Raw genomic sequence first — 19,835 nt, forward strand, 5'->3', positions numbered from 1 at the left:
CGGTCTGCTCGCCCCGTCGCTCCTCCTGAGCGGACGGCCCCGCGCGTCCAGGTGGCGCACTGGTCGGAGCCTGGCACAATGGCGCCGTGCCATCGACGTTCCCGACTGCCCCCCGCTCGGTCCTCGGCTACGACTCCGACGAGGTCGATCACTTCCTCGAAGACGCTCGTCGCGCGTACACCGCCAACGACAGCGCCCCGGGGATCGAGGCCGCCAAGATCCGTGCGACGGCCTTCTCGATGAAGAAGGGCGGCTACTCGACCGTGCACGTCGACGCCGCGCTCGAGCGACTGGAGGACGCCTTCGCCGCCCGTGAGCGTGAGCGCGAGATCGCGGACGTCGGCCAGAAGGCCTGGTACGCGGAGGCGCGGGGGAAGGCCTCGGACGTCGTCGCGCGACTGGGACGTCCCGACGCGCAGCGGTTCCAGCGGGTCAACTTCCTGACGACCGGGTACCACCCGAAGGACGTCGACGCGTTCTCCCGTCGGCTGCACGGGTACTTCAAGGACGGCAAGCCGCTGAGCCTGACCGAGGTGCGATCCGTCGTGTTCCGTCCGAAGCACGGCGGGTACCGCGAAGCGCAGGTCGACGCACTGCTCGACGCCGTCATCGAGGTCATGCTCGCCGTTCGCTGAGGCCGCCTCGAGGACCTGCACCGGGCCTCCCGTCCGCACCGGACCGACTCACCTGGGTCAGGTGCTTCGCTTTCCGTGATCGTTCCGTTATCCTGGACACACTCATGGGCAGGCACACGGCAGACAACCGATCCGACCGCGGAACCCGCGCACCGGACGATCTCGCGATCGTCAGTGAGCGCCGAGCGGCGAAGAACCGAATCCGCACGACGGAGACCTCGGTCGCCCGTCCGGTGAACGCACCACAGGCGCAGCAGCACGTCGCTCCCGTCATCGCGCCGGTGTCCGTTGCGGCGAACCGTGTCTCGGACGCCTCCGCGGCCCGTACCGCCGTCGCGCCGACCCTCACCGCACCGCGTGTCGTGCGTCGTGCACGCAGCCGCGCGGTCGCCCCGGTCAAGCCGTCGGCGCCGCGGTCCTTCGGGGGCTTCGTCCGGCAGCGCTCGACGATCCCCGTGCTCTCCTTCTTCGCGGTGTCTGCCTTCGTCGGCGGGTCGCTCTTCAACCCGATGCAGACGGACGCCGCGTCGGCCGCGCCCGTGCTGGCACCGGCACCGATCTCGGTGCCGCAGCAGTTCTCGGCGCACGGCACGTACGGCGACTTCGACGCAGCGCGTGACGGCTTCGACGTGACCAAGCCGGCGCCGAAGCCGGTACCGACGCCGAGCCCCACCGCGTCGCCGGACACCGACGCGACCGACACTGACGCGGCGACGACGTCGACGTCCGCCCAGAAGCCGGTCGCCAGCACGCCGGTCGCGCCCGTGGCCACGCCGGACCCGGGCAGCGCCCAGGCCATCGGCCAGCAGATGGTCGCCGCTCGCGGTTGGGGCAACGACCAGTACAGCTGCCTCGTCTCCCTGTGGAACAAGGAGTCCGGCTGGCGGGTCAACGCCTACAACCCGAGTGGCGCGTACGGCATCCCGCAGTCGCTGCCGGGCAGCAAGATGGCATCCGCCGGTGCCGACTGGCAGACCAACCCGGCCACGCAGATCACCTGGGGTCTCAACTACATCACCGGTGTCTACGGCACTCCCTGTGGCGCCTGGGCGCACAGCGTCTCGTACAACTGGTACTGATCGGCGATCGGGGTGCCGCGGAGCAACCGGCCGCGGAGCCCTCGCGGTCGTGGTCATGACGTCGAGCCGGAGGACTCCGGCTTCAACCGCATGCTCAACGGCTGGCGGCGCACCGAACACCGGCGTGGTCGCGAGTGGTCGGTCCAGCCGATCTCGGCAGCGTCTGCGCAGAAGGAGTACCTCTGCCCGGGCTGCGGCCTGACGATCGAGCCCGGCGTCGCACACGTCGTGGTCTGGCGTGCGGACGGCGTCCTCGGCGACGCAGCCGACCTGGCAGCGCGGCGGCACTGGCACCACCACTGCTGGAGCATCGCATGACGTCCGAGCCTGCACCCACCGCAGACAGCGCCGAGATCCGGTCCGGCACGGTCCTTCCCGCCACTCGTACCGACATCGAGCTCGTCACCGACGACCACCTGACCCTCGTCGGCGAGTTGGCAGAACCGCTCGACCGGCCCGCGCGGGGAACCGTCGTTGCCCTGCACCCGCTGCCGACTGCGCAGGGCTTCATGGACTCACACGTCCTGAAGAAGGCCGCCGCGCGCCTGCCCGCGCTGGCCGACATCGCGGTGCTGCGCTTCAACTTCCGATCGGTGACCTCGCCCCGCGGTACCTCGGAGGGTGTCTTCGGCGACGGCGTGTCCGAGGGGTTCGACCTCCGTGCCGCCGTGCACGACGTCGACGAGCGGCGGCTGCCGACGCCGTGGTTGGTCGGCTGGTCGTTCGGCACGGAGGTCGTCCTCAAGCACGCCCTCGAGCACGTCGAGGCGGGGCACGTCGCCGGTGTGGTCCTGCTGTCGCCGCCGTTGCACCGGACCTCCGACGAGGAACTCGCGCGTTGGGCCGCGGTCGAGGTGCCGGTGGTCGCCCTCGTCCCCGAGCACGACGACTTCCTGCAGCCCGACGAGGCAGCCCGACGGTTCGCGATCGCCCCGACGGTCCGGGTCGTTCCCGTTGCGGGGGCGAAGCACCTGTGGGTGGGGGAGAAGTACGTGCGGATCGTCCTTGACGCGATCGCCGATCTCGTCGTCCCGGGCAGCGCTCCGCTGCCGACCCACTGGCCCGCGGACGACCAGCGCCCGTAGCCCGGCCCCGTCCGAGGACGGGGCCGACGCCGCGGACGGCGTCGTCAGCGGACCCTGTCGTCCCGCTCGTCGGAGTCCGACCGGTCGCCCTGCGCCGGCGCCTGCTCGTCGATGACGCCAGCTGCATGGCTCAGGACGCCACGGAGGTTCTCCAGGTACCCCGCCACGGCTTCCCGCTCGGTCCGGATCGCCCCGAGCCGGTCCTCCGCATCGGCCAAGAGCTCGGCGGTCCGGTCCTCGGCGTCTGCGACGAGGCGGTGCGCACGCTCCTGTGCCTCGCGCACCAGGTCGGCGGCGTGCTCCTGCGCGGCGGTCTCCTGTCGGCGGGCGAGGTCCGTGGCTTCCCGCTCGAGGCGGTCGGCGGTCTCACGTGCCGTGGTGGCGCGGCGGGTGGCCTCGGCGAGCTGGAGGTTCGCCTCATCCAGGTACTTCTGCGTCTCGGTGACCGTGGCACGGTGCCGGTCGAGGTACTCCTGCTCGGCGTCGTCGCGGCGCGCGGCGAGTTCGGTCTCGAGGGCCGCGCGGGCGTCGTCACGTTCGCGGGCGATCTCGGCACGCACCTCGTCGCGTTCCTGGGCGAGACCGGCGCGGGCCGTGTCGATCTCCTGGCGGAGGGCGGTGCGCTCGGCCAACAGGTCGTCGAGTTCCGCCGTGCGACGGTCGGCGATCTCGGTGTCGACCTCGGCGTGCTCGCGTTCCCGACGGGCGGCGAGTTCGTTCTCGTGTTCCCGGGCGGCGCGCTCGGCCTCGGCGGTGGCGGCGGCGCGCTCACGTTCGATGCGGGCGACGTGCTCGGCGGTCTCGCGCTCGATCCGGTCGGTGGTCTCCTGCACCCGGCGGGCGTTCTCGGCCGCGGTCTGCTCGGAGTCGACCCGGAGCTGGGCACGCGCGGCCGCGATCTCCTGCTCGAAGTCGGTTCGGGCGACGGCGAGCTCGCGGTCCCACTCGGCGCGGGCGGCGGCCAGCTCCTCGTCGAGGGCACTCCGACGGTCGTCGATCTCGGCGGCGAGTCCGGCCCGGCGCTGGTCGACCTCCGCGGCCAGTTCCGCCCGACGGGTCTCGAGTTCGAGTTCGAGGGCGCGGCGCGCCTCACCGTGCTCGCGCTCCCATGCTGTGCGGGCTTCGGTCAGCGTGCGTTCCAGCTGCTCACGGCGGGTGCGCTCCTCGCGGTCGAGGTCCTCGAGGCGACGGGCCTGGTCGGCCTCGAAGACGCTGCGGCGGTGCTCGGTCTCGCGGTCGAGGTCGGCGGCGGCACGACGGGCATCGGCGGACTCACGCTGGGCGACCTCGCGGAGTTCGGCGACCTCGTGCTCGACCTGGGCGCGGAGGGCGTTGGTCTCGCGGATGGCGACCGAGCGGACCTCGGCGGCCTCGGTGACGGCGGCTCCACGGATGGCGGCGGCTTCGTTGCGGGCGTCCTGCACGAGGATGCCGGCCTCGGAGCGGGCGCGCTCGACGGTGTCGGCGGACTCGGCACGGGCGCGGGAGAGCTCGTTGGTCGCACGGGTGCGGGCGTCCTCGAGCGTGACCTGGGCTTCGTCGCGGGCTTCGCGCAGGGTGCGCTCGGCCTCGGTGCGGCTGGTGGCGCGGAGCCGCTGGGCGTCGATGTCGGCCTGGCTGATCAGTCGGGTGGACTGCTCCTCCGCGACGCGGAGGGTGGACTCGAGCCGGGTGCCGAGGCCGCTGTAGGTGGGGGTGCCGGCCTCGTCGAGCTCGCCCTGCAGGTCCGAGACACGGGACTGCAGGAGACGGATCTCCTTCGCCGCCTCGGCCCGGTCGGTGTTCGACTTGATCAGTTCGCGGCGGAGGTCGTTCAGAGCCCGTTCGACCTCGTCCTTGCGGTAGCCCCGCAGCTCGGTCCCGAACTCTGCCTCGTCGTTCGCCACGTGTCGCTCCCTGTGGTCGTCCCGGACCACCCCGTGCAGTCCGGACCCCGATTGTAGTGGTGCGTCCGCGTCGGCTCCTGAGGCATGCGGCGGACCCGGGGATGCGCCTCCCAGCTGTCCTGGGTACCCTGGGCCGTTGTCCTGCGCCGATCCACCCACCCCGGCGCGGAGGGAGAGAGATCCGTGCGATTCGTCCTGGCGATCGTCAGCTTCGTCATCGGGGTGCTCCTCGTCGGCCTGGGAGTCGGGCAGCGGACCGTGTTCGCGCCACCCACCTCGATCGTCGCGGCGACGAGCGGGACGAACGCCGCTCCCGTGACCGTGCTGCCCGGCAGCGTCCTCAACGCGAACCCCGGCTACCAGCGCGTCAACGTCTCGGGCTCCGGCAAGGTGTTCGCCGCCTACGGCAAGACGTCGGACGTCGACGCGTGGATCGGTGACGCCGAACACACCACCCTCCGCTACGACGCCGAGGACGCCTCCCTGCAGTCCCGCACCACCGGATCCGGCTCCGACCTGCCCGACCCGAAGGGCAGCGACCTCTGGTACCAGGAGTACGACGATGCCCGTCAGTTCACCGTCCGGCTGCCGGCCGACGTGTCGCTCGTGGTGATGGGCGACGGCTCGGACGCCGCACCCTCGGACATCTCCGTGACGTGGCCGCGCGACACCGCCACGCCCTCCGTGGGTCCGCTGCTGACCGCCGGAGGGGTCTTCGTGCTCGGCGGCCTGGTGCTGCTCGTCTGGGCCTTCCTGCACCAGCGCCGGTCCCGTGGCCCGCGTCGTCGGAGCGGGGGCGGGCGCCCGCCGCGCGTGCGTGCCTCCCGTCGAGCCGCCGCGGCCGGAGCCCAGGTGCCGGCCCGCAGCCGACGTGGTCGCCGCGCGATCATCGCCGTGCCGGTCCTCGTCGCCGGTGCACTCGTGCTGAGCGGCTGCTCCTCGGAGTACTGGCCGACCGGCGGTGGCGCGGACGTCACCCCGACACCGACCGCCACGGCGACCGGTGCCGCTGCCGCGGACACCTCGACCGCCGCGACGAAGCAGCAGATCGGCCGCATCGTGTCCCGCGTGGCGGAGGTCGCCGAGAAGGCCGACGCCGACAAGGACGCCGACCTCGCCGCCACCCGCTTCACCGGTCCGGCGCTCGAGATCCGCAAGGCGAACTACACCATCCGCGACAGTGACGACAAGGCGCAGGCCCTGCCCGCCGTGGACGCCGACGACGTGTGCGTCGCGCTGCCGCAGCAGACCGACACCTGGCCGCGGACCGTGTTCGCCGTGGTCGCCGCGGACTGCACCGACAAGAAGACGGCCCCGCAGGCGCTGACCCTCGTGCAGCAGGACGCCCGTTCCGACTACAAGGTCGAGTACGCGGTCTCGCTCGAGGCCGATGCACAGTTGCCGTCGCTCGCGCCGACCTCCGTCGGTGCCGCTCAGCTCGCTCCGGACACGAAGCTCCTGGCGCTGGCGCCGAACGCCGTCGCCGCGGCGTACGGCGACATCCTCTCGAAGGACACCGAGAGCGAGTCGGCCGACCTGTTCGACAGCGACGGGGACGACCTGCGATCGCGCATCGGCAAGTCCTACAAGGACGAGAAGGCGAAGGGGCTGCCGGACACCGCGAAGATCGAGTACTCGTCCGAGGTGCCCGAGGACACCGCCCTGGCCCTCGCGACGAACACCGCCGGTGCGCTCGTGTCCGTCGACCTCAACGAGGTCGAGAAGGTCACCCCGACGGCGGACGGTGCCGAGGTCAACCCCGAGGGTGCTGTCAAGGCGCTGTCGGGTGTGGACTCCAGCACCAAGGGCGTGACGGCCACGTACGGCGTCCAGTTGCTCTTCTCCGTGCCCCCCGTGGGCTCGGACGACAAGATAGAACTCCTCGGGTTCACTCAGGGCCTGATCGCAGCGAGTGAGGTGCAATGACCAACGTCCCCCCGACCCCGTCCAGCTTGCGTGGAGCGGTCGACCTTTCGTCCCTCGTCGACCGGGCGCAGCGTCCGCCGCAGGGCCCCGGTGTCCCGGCCGCGGCAGCCCCGAGCGGGCCTGCCGCCGGTGCTCAGGCAGCCGGAGCCGCTGGTGACGGCGTACTGAGCGTCCCGTCCCTCGTGATGGACGTCACGGATCAGAGCTTCCAGGACATCGTCCAGCTCTCCACCGTCGTCCCGGTCATCGTCGACATCTGGGCCGAGTGGTGCGGCCCGTGCAAGCAGCTCTCGCCGGTCCTCGAACGACTGACCGAGGAGTACGCGGGTCGCGTCGTCCTCGCCAAGGTCGACGCGGACACCAACCCGCAGCTCGTCCAGGCGTTCCAGGCGCAGTCGATCCCGACGGTCGCCGCGGTGATCGGTGGCCGCCCGCTCGGGCTCTTCGTCGGCGCACTGCCCGAGGCTGACGTCCGCGACGTGTTCGAGCAGGTCCTGCAGGCGGCGGAGCAGAACGGCATCGCCGGCCGGGTCCAGGTCGACGGCGCGATCGAGGCGGACGACGCCGAGCAGGGCGAGCCGGAACCGGAGCCGCTGCCGCCGCACCACCAGGCCGCGTACGACGCGATCGAGGCCGGCGACTACGCCACCGCGATCAGCGAGTACCGCACCGCGATCCTGCAGGATCCGCACGACCAGATGGCCGTCGCCGGTCTGGCGCAGGTCTCGCTGCTCGACCGTCTCGCCGGCAAGACGGCGGACGAGATCCGGGCAGCAGCCGGCGCCGGTCCGTCGGACGTGGCGGCGCAGCTCGCGGTCGCCGACCTCGACATCAGCGGAGGGCACGTCGAGGACGCCTTCGGACGTCTCCTCGACCTCGTCCCGACGGTCTTCGGTGAGGACCGTGAAGCCCTCCGCGTGCGGCTGGTCGAGTACTTCGAGCTGATCGGTGCCGAGGACCCGCGCGTCGTCGCGGCGCGACGGCGACTCGCCAACGCGCTCTACTGAGCCGCGGCGCGCTCGACGCGACACAGGACAGACGGGAGGCCCGGTACCAGCTGGTACCGGGCCTCCCGTCCGTTCCGTGTGCCCCCGCGGGGGAGGTGTGCGTTACTCGGCCAGTCGCAGCCAGACCGCGCCGAGCGGCGGCACGACCAGGTTCGCGGAGGCGGGGCGGCCCGCCCACGGGACGTCCTCGGCCTCGACCGAGCCGAGGTTGCCGACACCAGAACCGCCGTACGCCGACGCATCGGTGTTGAGCACCTCGTTCCAGGTGCCCGCCGTCGGCAGCCCGAAGCGGTGCTCGACGGGGACGCCGGAGAAGTTGACGAAGACCGCCAGCTTCTCGTCACCCGCCTTGCGGAGGAACCCGAGCGTCGAGTGCGGCGCGTCACCGCTCTCGAGCCACTCGAAGCCCTCCGCGCTGGCGTCGAACGTCCAGAGCGCCGGGTTCTCCTTGTAGACGCGGTTCAGCTCGGCGACCAGGTCCTGCACGCCGCGGTGGCCCGGGTCGTCGAGGAGCCACCAGTCGAGGCCGTTCGCCTCGCTCCACTCCGAGGGCTGCGCGAACTCCTGGCCCATGAAGAGCAGCTGCTTGCCGGGGTGCGCCCACATGAACGCCAGGTAGGCGCGCACGTTGGCCAGCTTCTGCCACTCGTCGCCGGGCATCTTGCCGTAGAGCGAGCCCTTGCCGTGCACGACCTCGTCGTGGCTGATCGGCAGGGTGAACTGCTCGCTGAACGCGTAGACGAACGAGAACGTGATCTCGTCGTGGTGGTACGAGCGGAAGGCCGGGTCACGCTCGACGTACTGCAGCGTGTCGTGCATCCAGCCCATGTTCCACTTCTGCCCGAAGCCGAGCCCGCCGGCGCTCGTCGGCCGGGTGACGCCGGGCCACGAGGTCGACTCCTCGGCGATCATCACGATGCCGGGGTAGCGCTTGTAGGCGGTCGCGTTCGTCTCCTGCAGGAGCGAGATCGCCTCGAGGTTCTCGCGGCCGCCGTGGATGTTCGGCAGCCACTCGGTGCGGGAGTAGTCGAGGTACAGCATCGAGGCCACCGCGTCGACCCGGAGGCCGTCGATGTGGAACTCCTCGAGCCAGTACAGCGCGTTGGCGACGAGGAAGTTGCGCACCTGCGGCTGCCCGAAGTCGAACACGTAGGTTCCCCAGTCGAGCTGCTCGCCGCGGCGGGGGTCCGGGTGTTCGAACAGCGCGTAGCCGTCGAACTTCGCCAGCGCCCACTCGTCCTTCGGGAAGTGGCCGGGGACCCAGTCCATGATCACGCCGATGCCGGCCGAGTGCAGTCGGTCGATGAGGTACCGCAGGTCGTCGGGGGAGCCGAACCGTGCCGTCGGTGAGTAGTAGCCGGTGACCTGGTAGCCCCACGACCCGCCGAACGGGTGCTCGGCGAGCGGCAGGAACTGGACATGGGTGAAGCCCGTGTACTGGACGTGCCCGATGAGGTCGTCCGCGACCTCGCGGTAGCTCAACCCCGGACGCCACGAGCCGAGGTGCACCTCGTAGACGCTCATCGGTGCGTCGTGGGTGGTCGTGGTGGCACGCGCGGCCATCCACCGCTCGTCACCCTCCGACCAGGTGTGGTGTGCGCTCGTGATCACGGAGGCGGTGAGCGGCGGGACCTCGGTCCGGCGGGCGAACGGGTCGGCCCGCTCCACCCAACCGCTGTCGGTGAGGATCTGGAACTTGTAGCGCTGCCCCTCGAGGGCACCGGGCCAGAACAACTCCCACACGCCGAGGTCGTTCAGACGGCGCATCGCGGTGGTGCGGCCCTCCCAGCCCTCGAAGTCGCCGATCACGCGGACCGCGGTGGCACGCGGAGCCCACACGGCGAACGCCACGCCGTCGACGCCGTCCACGGTCTGGACGTGCGCACCGAGGTGGTGCCAGAGCTGCTCGTCGCGGCCCTCGCCGAACAGGTGCAGGTCGAGCTCGCCGAGCGTCGGCGGGAACCGGTACGCGTCGTCGGTGGTCCAGGTCTCGTCGTCCTCGTAGTCGGCCTCGACGCGGTAGCGGCCGAGCTCGCCGCGGGTCGCGCCGGCCCAGACGCCCTCGCCCTCATGACGGAGTTCGACGTCGTCGCCGTCCGGTCGGACGATGCGGACCGCGGTCGCCAGGTGGCGGACCACGCGGACGCTCGTGCCACCGTCGACCGGGTGCGGGCCGAGCACGTCGTGCGGCTGGGACCACCGGCCCTCGGCGACCTGCTGGCGGATCCACTCGTCGACGGGACCGGGTACCGGTTCCGTCGTGGCGGCGGTGGTGCTGGGGGACGTGGCGGGCGCGCCGTCCGTCCGGGAGGCGGCGGTCGCCTCCGTCTCGTCCGGTGCGTCCGTCGTCACTCCGCCGGCGAGGGTGGCCGACTCCGGCACGTCGCGTGAGGGTGTCTCGGGTGCGGCGGCCGGAACGCCCGGGAGGTCCTCACCCGGTGCCGAGGTGTTCGGCTCGGTGCGGACGACCTGACGGGGGATCGCGGGCGGCGGCGGCGGGACCGGCGGCAGGCCCGGTCCACGGGGCGGCTGTGGTGCGCCGTCCAGTGCTGCGCTGTTCTGCCCGGTGCTGTTGGGATCGGTCATCGGTGCGGTCCTTCCACGACGAGCAGGTGCACGGGCTCCTGGAAGGCATCCAGGCGCACGTAGTTCGAGGAGCCCCAGGTCCAGCGGGCACCGGTCACGACGTCGCGGACGTCGAACTCGGTGCCGGGCTCGAGCCCGAGGGCGGTGAGGTCGAGGTGCACGGTCGTCTCACGAGCGGAGTGCGGGTCGACGTTCGCCACGACGATCACCGTGTCGTCCCGACCGGACCGGGTGAACCGGCCGGGCAGGTGCTTGGAGTACACGACGATGGCGTCGTCCTCGGCACTGTGCACGGTGGTGTTCCGCAGCTGCCGGAGCGCAGGGTGCGCCGACCGCAGACGGTTGAGCATCGTCACGTAGGGGGCGAGGCTCGCGCCCTCCGCCTCGGCGAGTGCGAAGTCACGGGGCTTGTACTCATACTTCTCATTGTCGATGTTCTCCTCGGAGCCCGGGCGGGCGACGTCCTCGAAGAGCTCGTACCCGGCGTACATGCCCCACGTCGGGGCGCCGGTCGCGGCGAGGGCGGCGCGCACCTTGTAGCCGGCACGGCCGCCGTACTGCAGGAACTCGGTGAGGATGTCCGGCGTGTTCACGAAGAGGTTCGGGCGCAGGTAGGCGCTCGTCTCGTGGGAGAGCTCGTCGAAGTACGTCTCGATCTCCTCCTTCGTGTTCCGCCAGGTGAAGTACGAGTACGACTGCTGGAAACCGGTCTCGGCCAGAGCGCGCATCATCGCCGGGCGGGTGAACGCCTCGGCGAGGAACACGACGTCCGAGTGCTCGTCGCGGACCTCACGGATCACGCGCTCCCAGAACCACAGCGGCTTGGTGTGCGGGTTGTCGACGCGGAACACCTTGATGCCGAACGCGATCCAGTGGCGCAGGACCCGGAGCACCTCGGCGACCAGCCCCTCGGGGTCGGTGTCGAACTGGATCGGGTAGATGTCCTGGTACCGCTTCGGCGGGTTCTCGGCCGTGGCGATGGAGCCGTCGGCGCGGACCGTGAACCACTCCGGGTGCTCGGTGACCCAGGGGTGGTCGGGGGAGCACTGCAGAGCGAAGTCGAGTGCGACCTCCATGCCGGTGTTCTTCGCGGTCTCGACGAAGGCGCGGAAGTCGTCCTCGGTGCCGAGGTCCGGGTGGATGGCGTCGTGGCCACCCTCCGGCCCGCCGATCGCCCAGGGGCTGCCCGGGTCGCCCGGTCCGGCGGTCAACGTGTTGTTCGGGCCCTTGCGGGCGGTCCGGCCGATCGGGTGGATCGGCGGCAGGTAGACGATCTCGAAGCCCATGCGGGCGACGGCGGGCAGACGGCGGGCCGCGGTCCGGAAGTCGCCGCTCTTCCACGAGCCGTCCGGGTTGCGCTTGGCGCCCTCGCTGCGGGGGAAGAACTCGTACCAGGCGCCGACACCGGCACGGGTGCGCTCGACGTCGAGCAGCTGCAGGGCGGAGCTCGTGCGCAGCGAGTCGATCGGTGTCTCGTCGATCTCGGCGATGACGCGCGGGTCGTCCACGGCGGCCAGGCGTTCGGCCGCGTCGAGGTCGGTGTCCCGCAGGCGAGCCGCGGCACGGGCGGCCACGGCGGAGCCCTGACGGTCGAGCAGTGCGGCACCGTCGAGCAGGGTCGCCTCGGTGTCGACGCCAGCGGCGATCTTCAGTCGGGCACCGTGCACCCAGGTCGCCCAGTCGTCGGAGTACGCCTCGACGTGCCACTCCCAGACACCGGTGCCCTCGACCTGCACGGTCGCCTCGTAGCGATCGGTGCCCGCGGCGACCAGCGTGAGCGGGACGCGGAGGGTGCGCTCCACGGGCTGCAGCGCCGCCGGTGCGGGGGTCTGCTGGGCGACCGCCTGCGTCGTCTCGGGCTTCTGGCCGAGGGGCCGGACGAGGACGAGGTCCGCGCCGATGATGCCGTGCCCCTCCCGGAAGACGGTCGCACCGAACGTGATCACCTCCCCGTCGAAGCCCTTGCCCGGGAAGCCGTTCGGCGTCGTCGGGGCGAGTTCGGTGATCGGGATGCGCCCGATCTTCGGACGCCGGGGTCGGTCTACGGAGGCCACGGAGCAGACGCTACCCGGCTGGGCCGTCCGTGTTCCCCGGGAAGCGTGTCGCGCCTCCCGACCCGGTGCCGAGCCGGCCGACCGTCAGACGACCTCGAAGACGTGGATGCCGGGGCCGTAGGCCGTGAACACGGTGCCGGCGGGGCGGTGTCGGTCGTGGTCGCGGTGCTTCTCGCTGGACCAGGCCAGCCGGTACGCGAAGACGTCCTCGCGCGTCGGCAGCGTCAGGTCGCGGGTCCGTCCACTGCCGTGCACGACCACCAGCACGCGGTCGTAGGGCTCGTGCTCCGGCGTCGACTCGACGAAGTACTGCAGGGCACGGTGGATGGGCTGGTCCCAGCCCTCGGCCGTCATCGCCTGCCCGTCCGGGCCGTACCAGGTCATCCGCGACGCCGAGGGGGTGGTCTGCCCGGGGACGCCGAAGCGCGACGGACGGAGTGCCGGGTGCGCCGCACGGAGCCGGGTCAGGGCGGCCATCGCCTCGGTCATGGACTCGGCGTCCTCGTCGTCCGACCAGTCGACCGGTGTCAGGTCGTCGGAGACGACGTAGGCGTTGTTGTTGCCGTTCTGGGTCCGGCTGCGCTCGTCACCCGCGGTGATCATCGGCACGCCGGCGGAGAGCAGCACGGTCGCCATCAGGTTCCGCATCGACCGCCCGCGCGCTGCACGGACGCCCCGATCCGCCGTGTCGCCCTCGATGCCGTGGTTGAACGAACGGTTGTCGTTCGAGCCGTCGCGGTTCTCCTCGCCGTTCGCCTCGTTGTGCTTCGCGTCGAAGGACACCAGGTCGTGCAGGGTGAAGCCGTCGTGGGCGGTCACGAAGTTGACGCCGGACAGCGGGCCGCGCTCCGCCCCGAACAGGTGGCGGGAACCGGTGAGGGCCCCGGCGAGCGCCCCGATCCCGGCGTCCGGGGCACCGCGGCGGCGTTCGTCGGCGATGTCCTCGAGCCAGAACTTCCGGACCGTGTCGCGGAACCCGTCGTTCCACTCGAGGGTGCGGGCACCGAAGGAACCGGTACGCCACCCGTCCGGCCCGACGTCCCACGGTTCCGCGATGACGAGCGTGTCCTGCAGGTCGGGGTGGTTCCGGATCCGCTCGAGCAGCGGGTGCTCGGGGTCGAACACGTGGTCGGCGTCGCGGGCCAGCGACGCCATCAGGTCGAAGCGGAAGCCGTCGACCTGGACCTCGCGCGCCCAGTACCGCAGGCTGTCGAGGACCAGGTCGGCGGTCGCCGTCACCGAGGTGTCGAGGGTGTTGCCGCAGCCCGTCGTGTCGTAGTAGGTGTCCGTGTCCGACCAGCGGTAGCGGCCGGCACCGTCGATGCCGCGGAGTGAGGTCGTGGGGCCGCCGAGACCCTCTTCCGCGGTGTGGTTGTAGACGACGTCGAGGACCACCTGGATCCCCGCCTCGTGCAGCAGTCGGACCATGCCCTTGAACTCGCGGAGCACCCCGTCGGCACCCGCGGCCCGGGCCCCGGCGGAGGCGTGGCCACCGTGCGGGGCGAAGAAGCCGAGCGTGTTGTAGCCCCACGCGTTCTCGCGCCCGGCCTCGCGCAGCCAGCGCTCGGTGTCGAACGCCTGCACGGGCAGGAGCTCCAGCGTCGTCACGCCGATGCGCTGCAGGTGGGCGATGGTGCTCTCGTGCGCGATGCCGGCGTACGTGCCGCGGAGCTCCTCGGGGACCGCCGGGTTCGCGCTCGTGAAGGTCCGGACGTTCGCCTCGTAGACGACGGCCCGGTCGAGGGGGACGACGGGCTTCGTGACGCCGCCCCAGTCGAAGTCGCCGTCGACGACGACGCTGGTCCAGCGGGTGCCGTCGGCGCCGGCGTCTTCGTCGGTGCCGGTCGCGACGATCCCGCGTGCGTACGGGTCGAGGAGCGGGCGCGTCACGTCGAACTCGTGCCGCGGCCCCGACGGTCCGTCCACGAGCAGGTGGTACGTGTCCCCGACCCGCACGCCGGGCGTGCTGGCGCTCCACTCGTCGGTGTCGCCCTGGCGTGCCAGGGGGAAGGCGCCCCGGCCGTCGACGACCACGGTCACCGCGGTCGCCGAGGCGGACCGCACCGTCATCCGGGGGTCGCCGTCGTCGACCCGGAAGCCGGGCGTGGTCTCGGTCGCGGTCTCGTACACGCCCCCAGGGTACGAGGCCGACCGGGTATCCTGAAAACGCTCCAGAAAGGGGTACCCCGTGCCCGTCTACCTCGACCACGCCGCGACGACGCCGATCCTGCCCGCGGCGCTCGCCGCGTTCACCGACGCGATGGCGACGGTCGGCAACCCGTCGTCGATCCACAGTGCCGGCCAGCACGCCCGGATGTTGCTCGAGGACGGCCGTGCCCGTGTCGCCGCGTCGCTCGGCGCCGACCCGGTGGAGGTCGTCTTCACCTCGGGCGGGACCGAGAGCATCAACCTCGCGGTGAAGGGGCTGTTCTGGGCGCGGCAGCGCGACCGTCGGCGCCCCCGCATCGTGGTGCCGGCGGGGGAGCACCACGCCACCGTGGACACGGTCGACTGGCTGGAGCGCCACGAGGGAGCCGTCGTCGACGTCGTCCCGCTGGACGCGCAGGGTCGCGTCGACCTGGCCGGACTGGAGGCCCGACTCGCCTCAGCCGACGACGTCGCCCTGGTCACGTTCTTGTGGGCGAACAACGAGGTCGGCACCATGCAGCCCGTCGAGCGGATCGTGGCGCTCGCGCACGCGGTCGGCGTCCCGGTGCACAGCGACGCGGTCGCCGCCTACGGGCAGGTCCCGGTGGACTTCGCCGCCTCCGGTCTCGATGCGTTGAGCGTCTCGGCGCACAAGATCGGCGGTCCGGTCGGGGTCGGCGCACTCGTGCTCGGTCGGCGCGCGGTCGTCGAACCGCTCATCCACGGCGGCGGCCAGCAGCGCCAGGTGCGGAGCGGCACCCAGGACGCCCCCGGCGCCGCGGCCTTCGGGGTCGCCGCCGCCGCACCGCACGCCGACGTCCGGCACCTGCGGGACCGGTTGGTCGACGGGGTCCGGGCCGCGGTGCCGTCCGCGGTGCTGATGGGGGACCCGGTCGACCGGCTGCCGAACAACGCGCACTTCACGTTCCCGGGTTGCGAGGGGGACTCGTTGCTGTTCCTGCTCGATGCGGCCGGGGTCGCCGTGTCCACCGGGTCGGCCTGTCAGGCCGGGGTGCCGGAGGCCTCGCACGTGCTGCTCGCGATGGGCCTCGGTGAGGACGACGCCCGCGGTGCACTCCGGATCACCCTCGGGCGCACCTCGACCGAGCAGGACGTCGACGCCTTCCTCCGGGCGCTGCCGGGCGCCGTCGAGCGCGCCGGTGCGGCGGGTCTGGCGCGCCGGGAGCCCTCGCTCGGGCACTGACTCCGGCGTCGAGCCGGACGCCCGGCCGGTAGGATCGGGGACCATGGTCGAACTGGACATCAGCGAGCAGGTCAACGCCCTCCGAGTGACCTTCGGGAACATCCGCTCCGTGGTCGACGTCGATCGGCTGGAGCGTGAGATCGCCGAACTCAGCGAGCAGGCCGGTGCGCCCGACCTCTGGGACGACACCGACCATGCGCAGCAGGTCACCAGCGCGCTCGCGCACCGACAGTCCGAGCTGAAGAAGCTCACCGCCACCGCACAGCGCCTCGACGACCTCGAGGTCCTGGTCCAGATGGCGAACGAGGCCGAGGACCAGGAGTCCGCCGACGAGGCGGCCGAGGAACTCAAGGCCATCACGAAGACCATGGGCGAGCTCGAGGTCCAGACGCTCCTCGACGGCGAGTACGACGACCGTCCGGCCGTGATCACGATCCGTGCCGGTGCCGGTGGGGTCGACGCGGCGGACTTCGCCGAGATGCTCATGCGCATGTACCTGCGCTACGCCGAGCAGCACGACCAGAAGGTCACCGTGATGGACACCTCCTACGCGGAAGAGGCCGGCATCAAGTCCGCCACGTTCGAGGTCGACGGCCCGCACGCGTTCGGCACGCTGTCGGTCGAGGCCGGCACGCACCGCCTGGTCCGGATGTCGCCGTTCGGTGCCGCGGGCAAGCGCCAGACGTCCTTCGCCGCGGTGGAGGTCATCCCGCTGATGCCGGAGACCGCGGTCATCGACATCCCCGAGAACGACATCCGTGTCGACGTGTTCCGCTCCTCCGGCCCCGGTGGGCAGTCCGTCAACACGACCGACTCCGCCGTGCGCCTGACCCACCTGCCGACCGGCACCGTCGTCTCGATGCAGAACGAGAAGTCGCAGATCCAGAACCGTGCCGCCGCCATGCGCGTACTGCAGTCGCGCCTCCTGCTCCTGAAGAAGGAAGAGGAGAGCGCGAAGAAGAAGGAACTGGCCGGCACGATCACCGCCAGCTGGGGCGACCAGATCCGCAACTACGTCCTGGCGCCGTACCAGATGGTCAAGGACCTGCGCACCGAGTACGAGGTCAACAACCCGTCGGCGGTCTTCGACGGTGACCTGGACGGCTTCATCAACGCGGGCATCCGGTGGCGCAAGCGTCCCGACGAGGACTGAGCCCGATCCGGCACCGATCTGAGCGACCCCGCGGGTCCTGAGCCGCGCGCCTGGAGCGGGAACACCGGTTCGCGACCTACCCTGATCCGGTCATGATCAAATTCGACCAGGTCACCAAGGTGTACTCGGGCAACCCGAGTCCCGCTCTCGACAACGTCACCCTCGAGATCCTCAAGGGTGAGTTCGTCTTCCTCGTCGGTGCGTCCGGCTCCGGGAAGTCGAGCTTCCTCCGGCTCGTCCTCAAGGAGGAGAAGCCCTCCCGCGGGCAGATCCACGTCCTCGGACAGCGTCTCGGCGCGCTCTCGTCCCGCAAGGTCCCGTACTTCCGCCGCAACCTCGGCGTCGTGTTCCAGGACTTCCGACTGCTGCCGAACAAGAACGTCTTCGACAACGTCGCGTTCTCGCTGCAGGTGATCGGCAAGAGCAAGGGCTTCATCAGCGAGTCCGTCACCGACGTGCTCAAGCTCGTCGGGCTCTCCGGGAAGGCGACCCGCATGCCGCACGAGCTCTCCGGCGGCGAGCAGCAGCGCGTGGCGATCGCCCGCGCCGTCGTGAACAAGCCCGCCGTCCTGCTGGCCGACGAACCGACCGGCAACCTCGACCCGACGACGTCGGCGGGCATCATGGCGCTGCTCGAACGCATCAACCAAGGAGGCACGACGATCCTGATGGCGACGCACGACGCGAGCATCGTGAACCAGATGCAGCGGCGGGTCATCGAGCTCTCCGGCGGCACGGTCCTCCGTGACGAGCAGGCCGGCGGCTACCAGACCCAGGCCCTGCCCATCCAGCGTGGCGGCGTCTCGAACACGACCGGCATCCAGACCATCCCGGGGCTCATCCGATGAGGCTCGGACTCGTCATGGCCGAGGTCGGTTCCGGCCTCCGTCGGAACGCCTCGATGGTCGTCTCCGTCGTCCTGGTGACCTTCATCTCGCTGACCTTCGTCGGCACCGCGATCCTGCTCCAGATGCAGATCAACCAGATGAAGGGCTACTGGTACGACCGGGCCCAGGTCGCGGTCTACCTCTGCACCGACACCGACACCACGGGCAACTGCACCGGGGCGAAGGCGACCGACGACCAGCGTGCCCAGATCAAGCAGCAGCTCGAGTCGTCCACGCTGAAGCCGTACATCGAGAAGGCGTACTTCGAGGACCAGCAGGACGCGTACACACGGTTCAAGCAGCAGTTCAAGGACTCGCCCGCCACGGAGTTCGTCAAGCCCGAGTACCTCAACGAGACGTTCTGGGTGAACCTGAAGAACCCGTCGCAGGCCGACGTCCTGGTCGAGAGCCTGTCCAAGGTCGCGGGCGTGCAGAGCGTCGTCGACCAGCGCGGGTACCTGCAGCCGATCTTCAACCTGCTCAACGCCTCGTCGTACACGGCGATCGGCATCGCGGGGCTGATGCTCGTCGCGGCGGTCCTCCTGATCGCCACCACGATCCGGTTGTCGGCGTTCTCGAGACGACGGGAACTCGGCATCATGCGGCTGGTGGGAGCCTCGAACCGGTTCATCCAGACGCCGTTCGTGCTCGAGGGGGTGATCGCCGCCGCGGTCGGAGCCGTGCTCGCGGGTGGTGCGATCACGGCCGTGGTCTGGTTCTTCGTCCGCAACTACCTGACGAAGCGGTTCTCCGGGACGGCGTTCATCGGGATGGATGACGCGGCGGTCGTCGTCCCGGCGGTCATCGTGATCGGTGTCGTCCTGGCGGCTGTCTCTGCCTCCATCGCGATCCGTCGGTACCTGAAGGTCTGAGTCGAGCACCGGCCATCACACAGGTCGTCACGTCGGAGGCCCGCACACCGAGACCGGGGAGATCCCGGGAAGGTGCGCGGGCCTCCCGGCGTTCGATATGCTGGGCGGCTCGCGCGCAGCGCGGACACACCGAACGAAGAGGAGCCGGGCATGGCGAAGGAACGCGGGGAGAAGGTCGTCGCGACGAACCGTCGTGCGCGCCACGACTACCTCATCGAGGACACGTACGAGGCCGGCATGGTGCTCAGCGGGACCGAGGTGAAGTCGCTGCGCGAGGGTCGGGCGTCGCTCGTCGACGGGTACGCGTTCGTCGACGCGGGGGAGGCGTGGCTCGACGCCGTGCACATTCCCGAGTACACCGAGGGGACGTGGAACAACCATGCTCCCCGTCGGAAGCGGAAGCTGCTGCTCCACAAGCAGGAGATCGTGAAGATCTCGCACAAGACGGCACAGGGTGGCTACACGCTCGTGCCGATGAAGATCTACTTCCACGACGGTCGGGCCAAGGTCGAGATCGCGGTCGCGAAGGGCAAGCGCGAGTTCGACAAGCGCCAGGCCCTGCGCGAGAAGACCGACAAGCGCGAGGCCGAGCGGGCCATGCGCTCCCGCAACCGTCTCGGCGAGTGACCAGCCAGCTCGACTAGCATGGGACGCGTTCAGTCGCTAGACTGAACAGCTGCCTGGCCCGGTTCGTCCGGGCACCAGGCTTGGCAACTCAACAGCGTGACAGCGGTTCGCACGACGGCCCGCATGGGGATGATCGGTTTCGACATTGCCTGTGTGCCGACGGGAAGCGGGCCGAGGACCCACGGTCATCTCGTCAACGATCCGTGGAAAACAACAAGTGCCAATTCCAAGCGCACTGACTTCGCTCTCGCTGCGTAAGCAGCCCAGCACATGAAGTCCGTCGGCCAGGTGATCGTCTTCTAACCTGAGTTCCGGCGTCATCCAGAGGACTTGCTGCACGGTTGCGCCTCAGGGCCGTGCGGGACTTGCACTGAGACTGGGCCTGTCGTCCGAGAAGCCGGTAGCAACGGACGGGGCCGAGCAGAACGAACATCCGGATACGCCCGTAGAAGACGTCGAATTGCAGCGATGGACGGGGGTTCGATTCCCCCCATCTCCACCACCTGCCGATCGTCGGACCGCTGTCACGTGAGTTGCCATCGAAGGCCCTGCACCGTTCCCGGACGGTGCAGGGCCTTCGGCATGTCCGGACCGGTGTCGGCACGGGTCCGATCCTGTCCTGCCGGGTGCGAGGGCTACGCTCCGGGACACGGCGCCGCACCCCGTCGGCGCCGTCCCGAACGAGA

At 70.8% G+C, this 19,835-nt stretch carries 15 protein-coding genes and 1 other RNA gene; 12 read left to right on the forward strand and 4 right to left on the reverse strand.

The features are described from left to right. Positions 1-86: 86 nt before the first annotated feature. The 4 genes from DEI89_RS00310 to DEI89_RS00325 all read left to right on the forward strand — a co-directional run bounded on the left by DEI89_RS00310 (position 87) and on the right by DEI89_RS00325 (position 2,799). The gene (locus DEI89_RS00310) at positions 87-635 is read left to right on the forward strand and encodes a DivIVA domain-containing protein (RefSeq protein WP_110902053.1); all 549 of its coding nucleotides are present in this window, start codon (positions 87-89) and stop codon (positions 633-635) included. Positions 636-739: 104 nt separating this feature from the next. Further along, entirely contained in the window at positions 740-1,714 is a 975-nt protein-coding gene (locus DEI89_RS17995; protein WP_258368559.1) for a transglycosylase SLT domain-containing protein, read from the forward strand. Between the two features lie 12 nt (positions 1,715-1,726). Beyond that, entirely contained in the window at positions 1,727-2,032 is a 306-nt protein-coding gene (locus tag DEI89_RS00320; protein WP_181421432.1) for a hypothetical protein, read from the forward strand. Then, positions 2,029-2,799, forward strand: coding sequence for an alpha/beta hydrolase (locus tag DEI89_RS00325; protein WP_110902055.1), 771 nt, complete (start codon positions 2,029-2,031; stop codon positions 2,797-2,799). The genes DEI89_RS00320 and DEI89_RS00325 overlap by 4 nt, the downstream gene beginning before the upstream one ends. A 44-nt stretch (positions 2,800-2,843) precedes the next feature. Here DEI89_RS00325 and DEI89_RS00330 read toward each other — a convergent pair whose 3' ends face one another. Continuing rightward, the gene (locus tag DEI89_RS00330; RefSeq protein ID WP_181421433.1) at positions 2,844-4,685 is read right to left on the reverse strand and encodes a hypothetical protein; all 1,842 of its coding nucleotides are present in this window, start codon (positions 4,683-4,685) and stop codon (positions 2,844-2,846) included. Positions 4,686-4,868: 183 nt separating this feature from the next. Between DEI89_RS00330 and DEI89_RS00335 the strand changes: the two genes are divergently transcribed. Together DEI89_RS00335 and DEI89_RS00340 are read left to right on the forward strand one after the other, a co-directional pair. Further along, the gene (locus DEI89_RS00335) at positions 4,869-6,611 is read left to right on the forward strand and encodes a hypothetical protein (RefSeq protein ID WP_110902056.1); all 1,743 of its coding nucleotides are present in this window, start codon (positions 4,869-4,871) and stop codon (positions 6,609-6,611) included. Beyond that, the gene (locus tag DEI89_RS00340; protein ID WP_110902057.1) at positions 6,608-7,618 is read left to right on the forward strand and encodes a tetratricopeptide repeat protein; all 1,011 of its coding nucleotides are present in this window, start codon (positions 6,608-6,610) and stop codon (positions 7,616-7,618) included. Before DEI89_RS00335 ends, DEI89_RS00340 begins: the two co-directional genes overlap by 4 nt. A gap of 102 nt (positions 7,619-7,720) precedes the next feature. Here the strand turns inward: DEI89_RS00340 and glgB are convergent, their stop codons facing one another. The 3 genes from glgB to DEI89_RS00355 form a co-directional block, all read right to left on the reverse strand. Then, positions 7,721-10,204 (reverse strand): 1,4-alpha-glucan branching protein GlgB, encoded by a 2,484-nt coding sequence (glgB, locus tag DEI89_RS00345; RefSeq protein ID WP_258366086.1) that lies wholly within the window; start codon positions 10,202-10,204, stop codon positions 7,721-7,723. Next, positions 10,201-12,258 carry a maltotransferase domain-containing protein gene (locus tag DEI89_RS00350; protein ID WP_110902058.1) on the reverse strand — a complete coding sequence of 686 codons (2,058 nt, stop codon included), beginning with the start codon at positions 12,256-12,258 and terminating at the stop codon, positions 10,201-10,203. The genes glgB and DEI89_RS00350 overlap by 4 nt, the downstream gene beginning before the upstream one ends. An 84-nt stretch (positions 12,259-12,342) precedes the next feature. Continuing rightward, positions 12,343-14,388, reverse strand: a complete 2,046-nt coding sequence (locus DEI89_RS00355) for a glycogen-debranching protein (protein WP_110902059.1) — start codon at positions 14,386-14,388, stop codon at positions 12,343-12,345. A gap of 58 nt (positions 14,389-14,446) precedes the next feature. Between DEI89_RS00355 and DEI89_RS00360 the strand changes: the two genes are divergently transcribed. From DEI89_RS00360 to ssrA, 6 genes are all read left to right on the forward strand, one after another. Continuing rightward, positions 14,447-15,610 (forward strand): cysteine desulfurase family protein, encoded by a 1,164-nt coding sequence (locus DEI89_RS00360; RefSeq protein WP_110902060.1) that lies wholly within the window; start codon positions 14,447-14,449, stop codon positions 15,608-15,610. Between the two features lie 43 nt (positions 15,611-15,653). Continuing rightward, positions 15,654-16,763: a peptide chain release factor 2 gene (gene prfB, locus DEI89_RS00365; RefSeq protein WP_110902061.1), complete on the forward strand. Its 1,110-nt coding sequence runs from the start codon at positions 15,654-15,656 to the stop codon at positions 16,761-16,763. Positions 16,764-16,855: 92 nt separating this feature from the next. Beyond that, entirely contained in the window at positions 16,856-17,611 is a 756-nt protein-coding gene (gene ftsE, locus DEI89_RS00370; RefSeq protein WP_110825177.1) for a cell division ATP-binding protein FtsE, read from the forward strand. Next, positions 17,608-18,522, forward strand: coding sequence for a permease-like cell division protein FtsX (ftsX, locus tag DEI89_RS00375; RefSeq protein WP_110902062.1), 915 nt, complete (start codon positions 17,608-17,610; stop codon positions 18,520-18,522). The genes ftsE and ftsX overlap by 4 nt, the downstream gene beginning before the upstream one ends. Before the next feature lie 150 nt (positions 18,523-18,672). After that, positions 18,673-19,149 carry an SsrA-binding protein SmpB gene (gene smpB / locus DEI89_RS00380; protein ID WP_110902063.1) on the forward strand — a complete coding sequence of 159 codons (477 nt, stop codon included), beginning with the start codon at positions 18,673-18,675 and terminating at the stop codon, positions 19,147-19,149. Positions 19,150-19,274: 125 nt separating this feature from the next. After that, positions 19,275-19,651: a transfer-messenger RNA gene (gene ssrA / locus DEI89_RS00385) on the forward strand. Positions 19,652-19,835: the final 184 nt, after the last annotated feature.

This window comes from Curtobacterium sp. MCBD17_030 (genome assembly GCF_003224255.1).
GTDB lineage: Bacteria > Actinomycetota > Actinomycetes > Actinomycetales > Microbacteriaceae > Curtobacterium.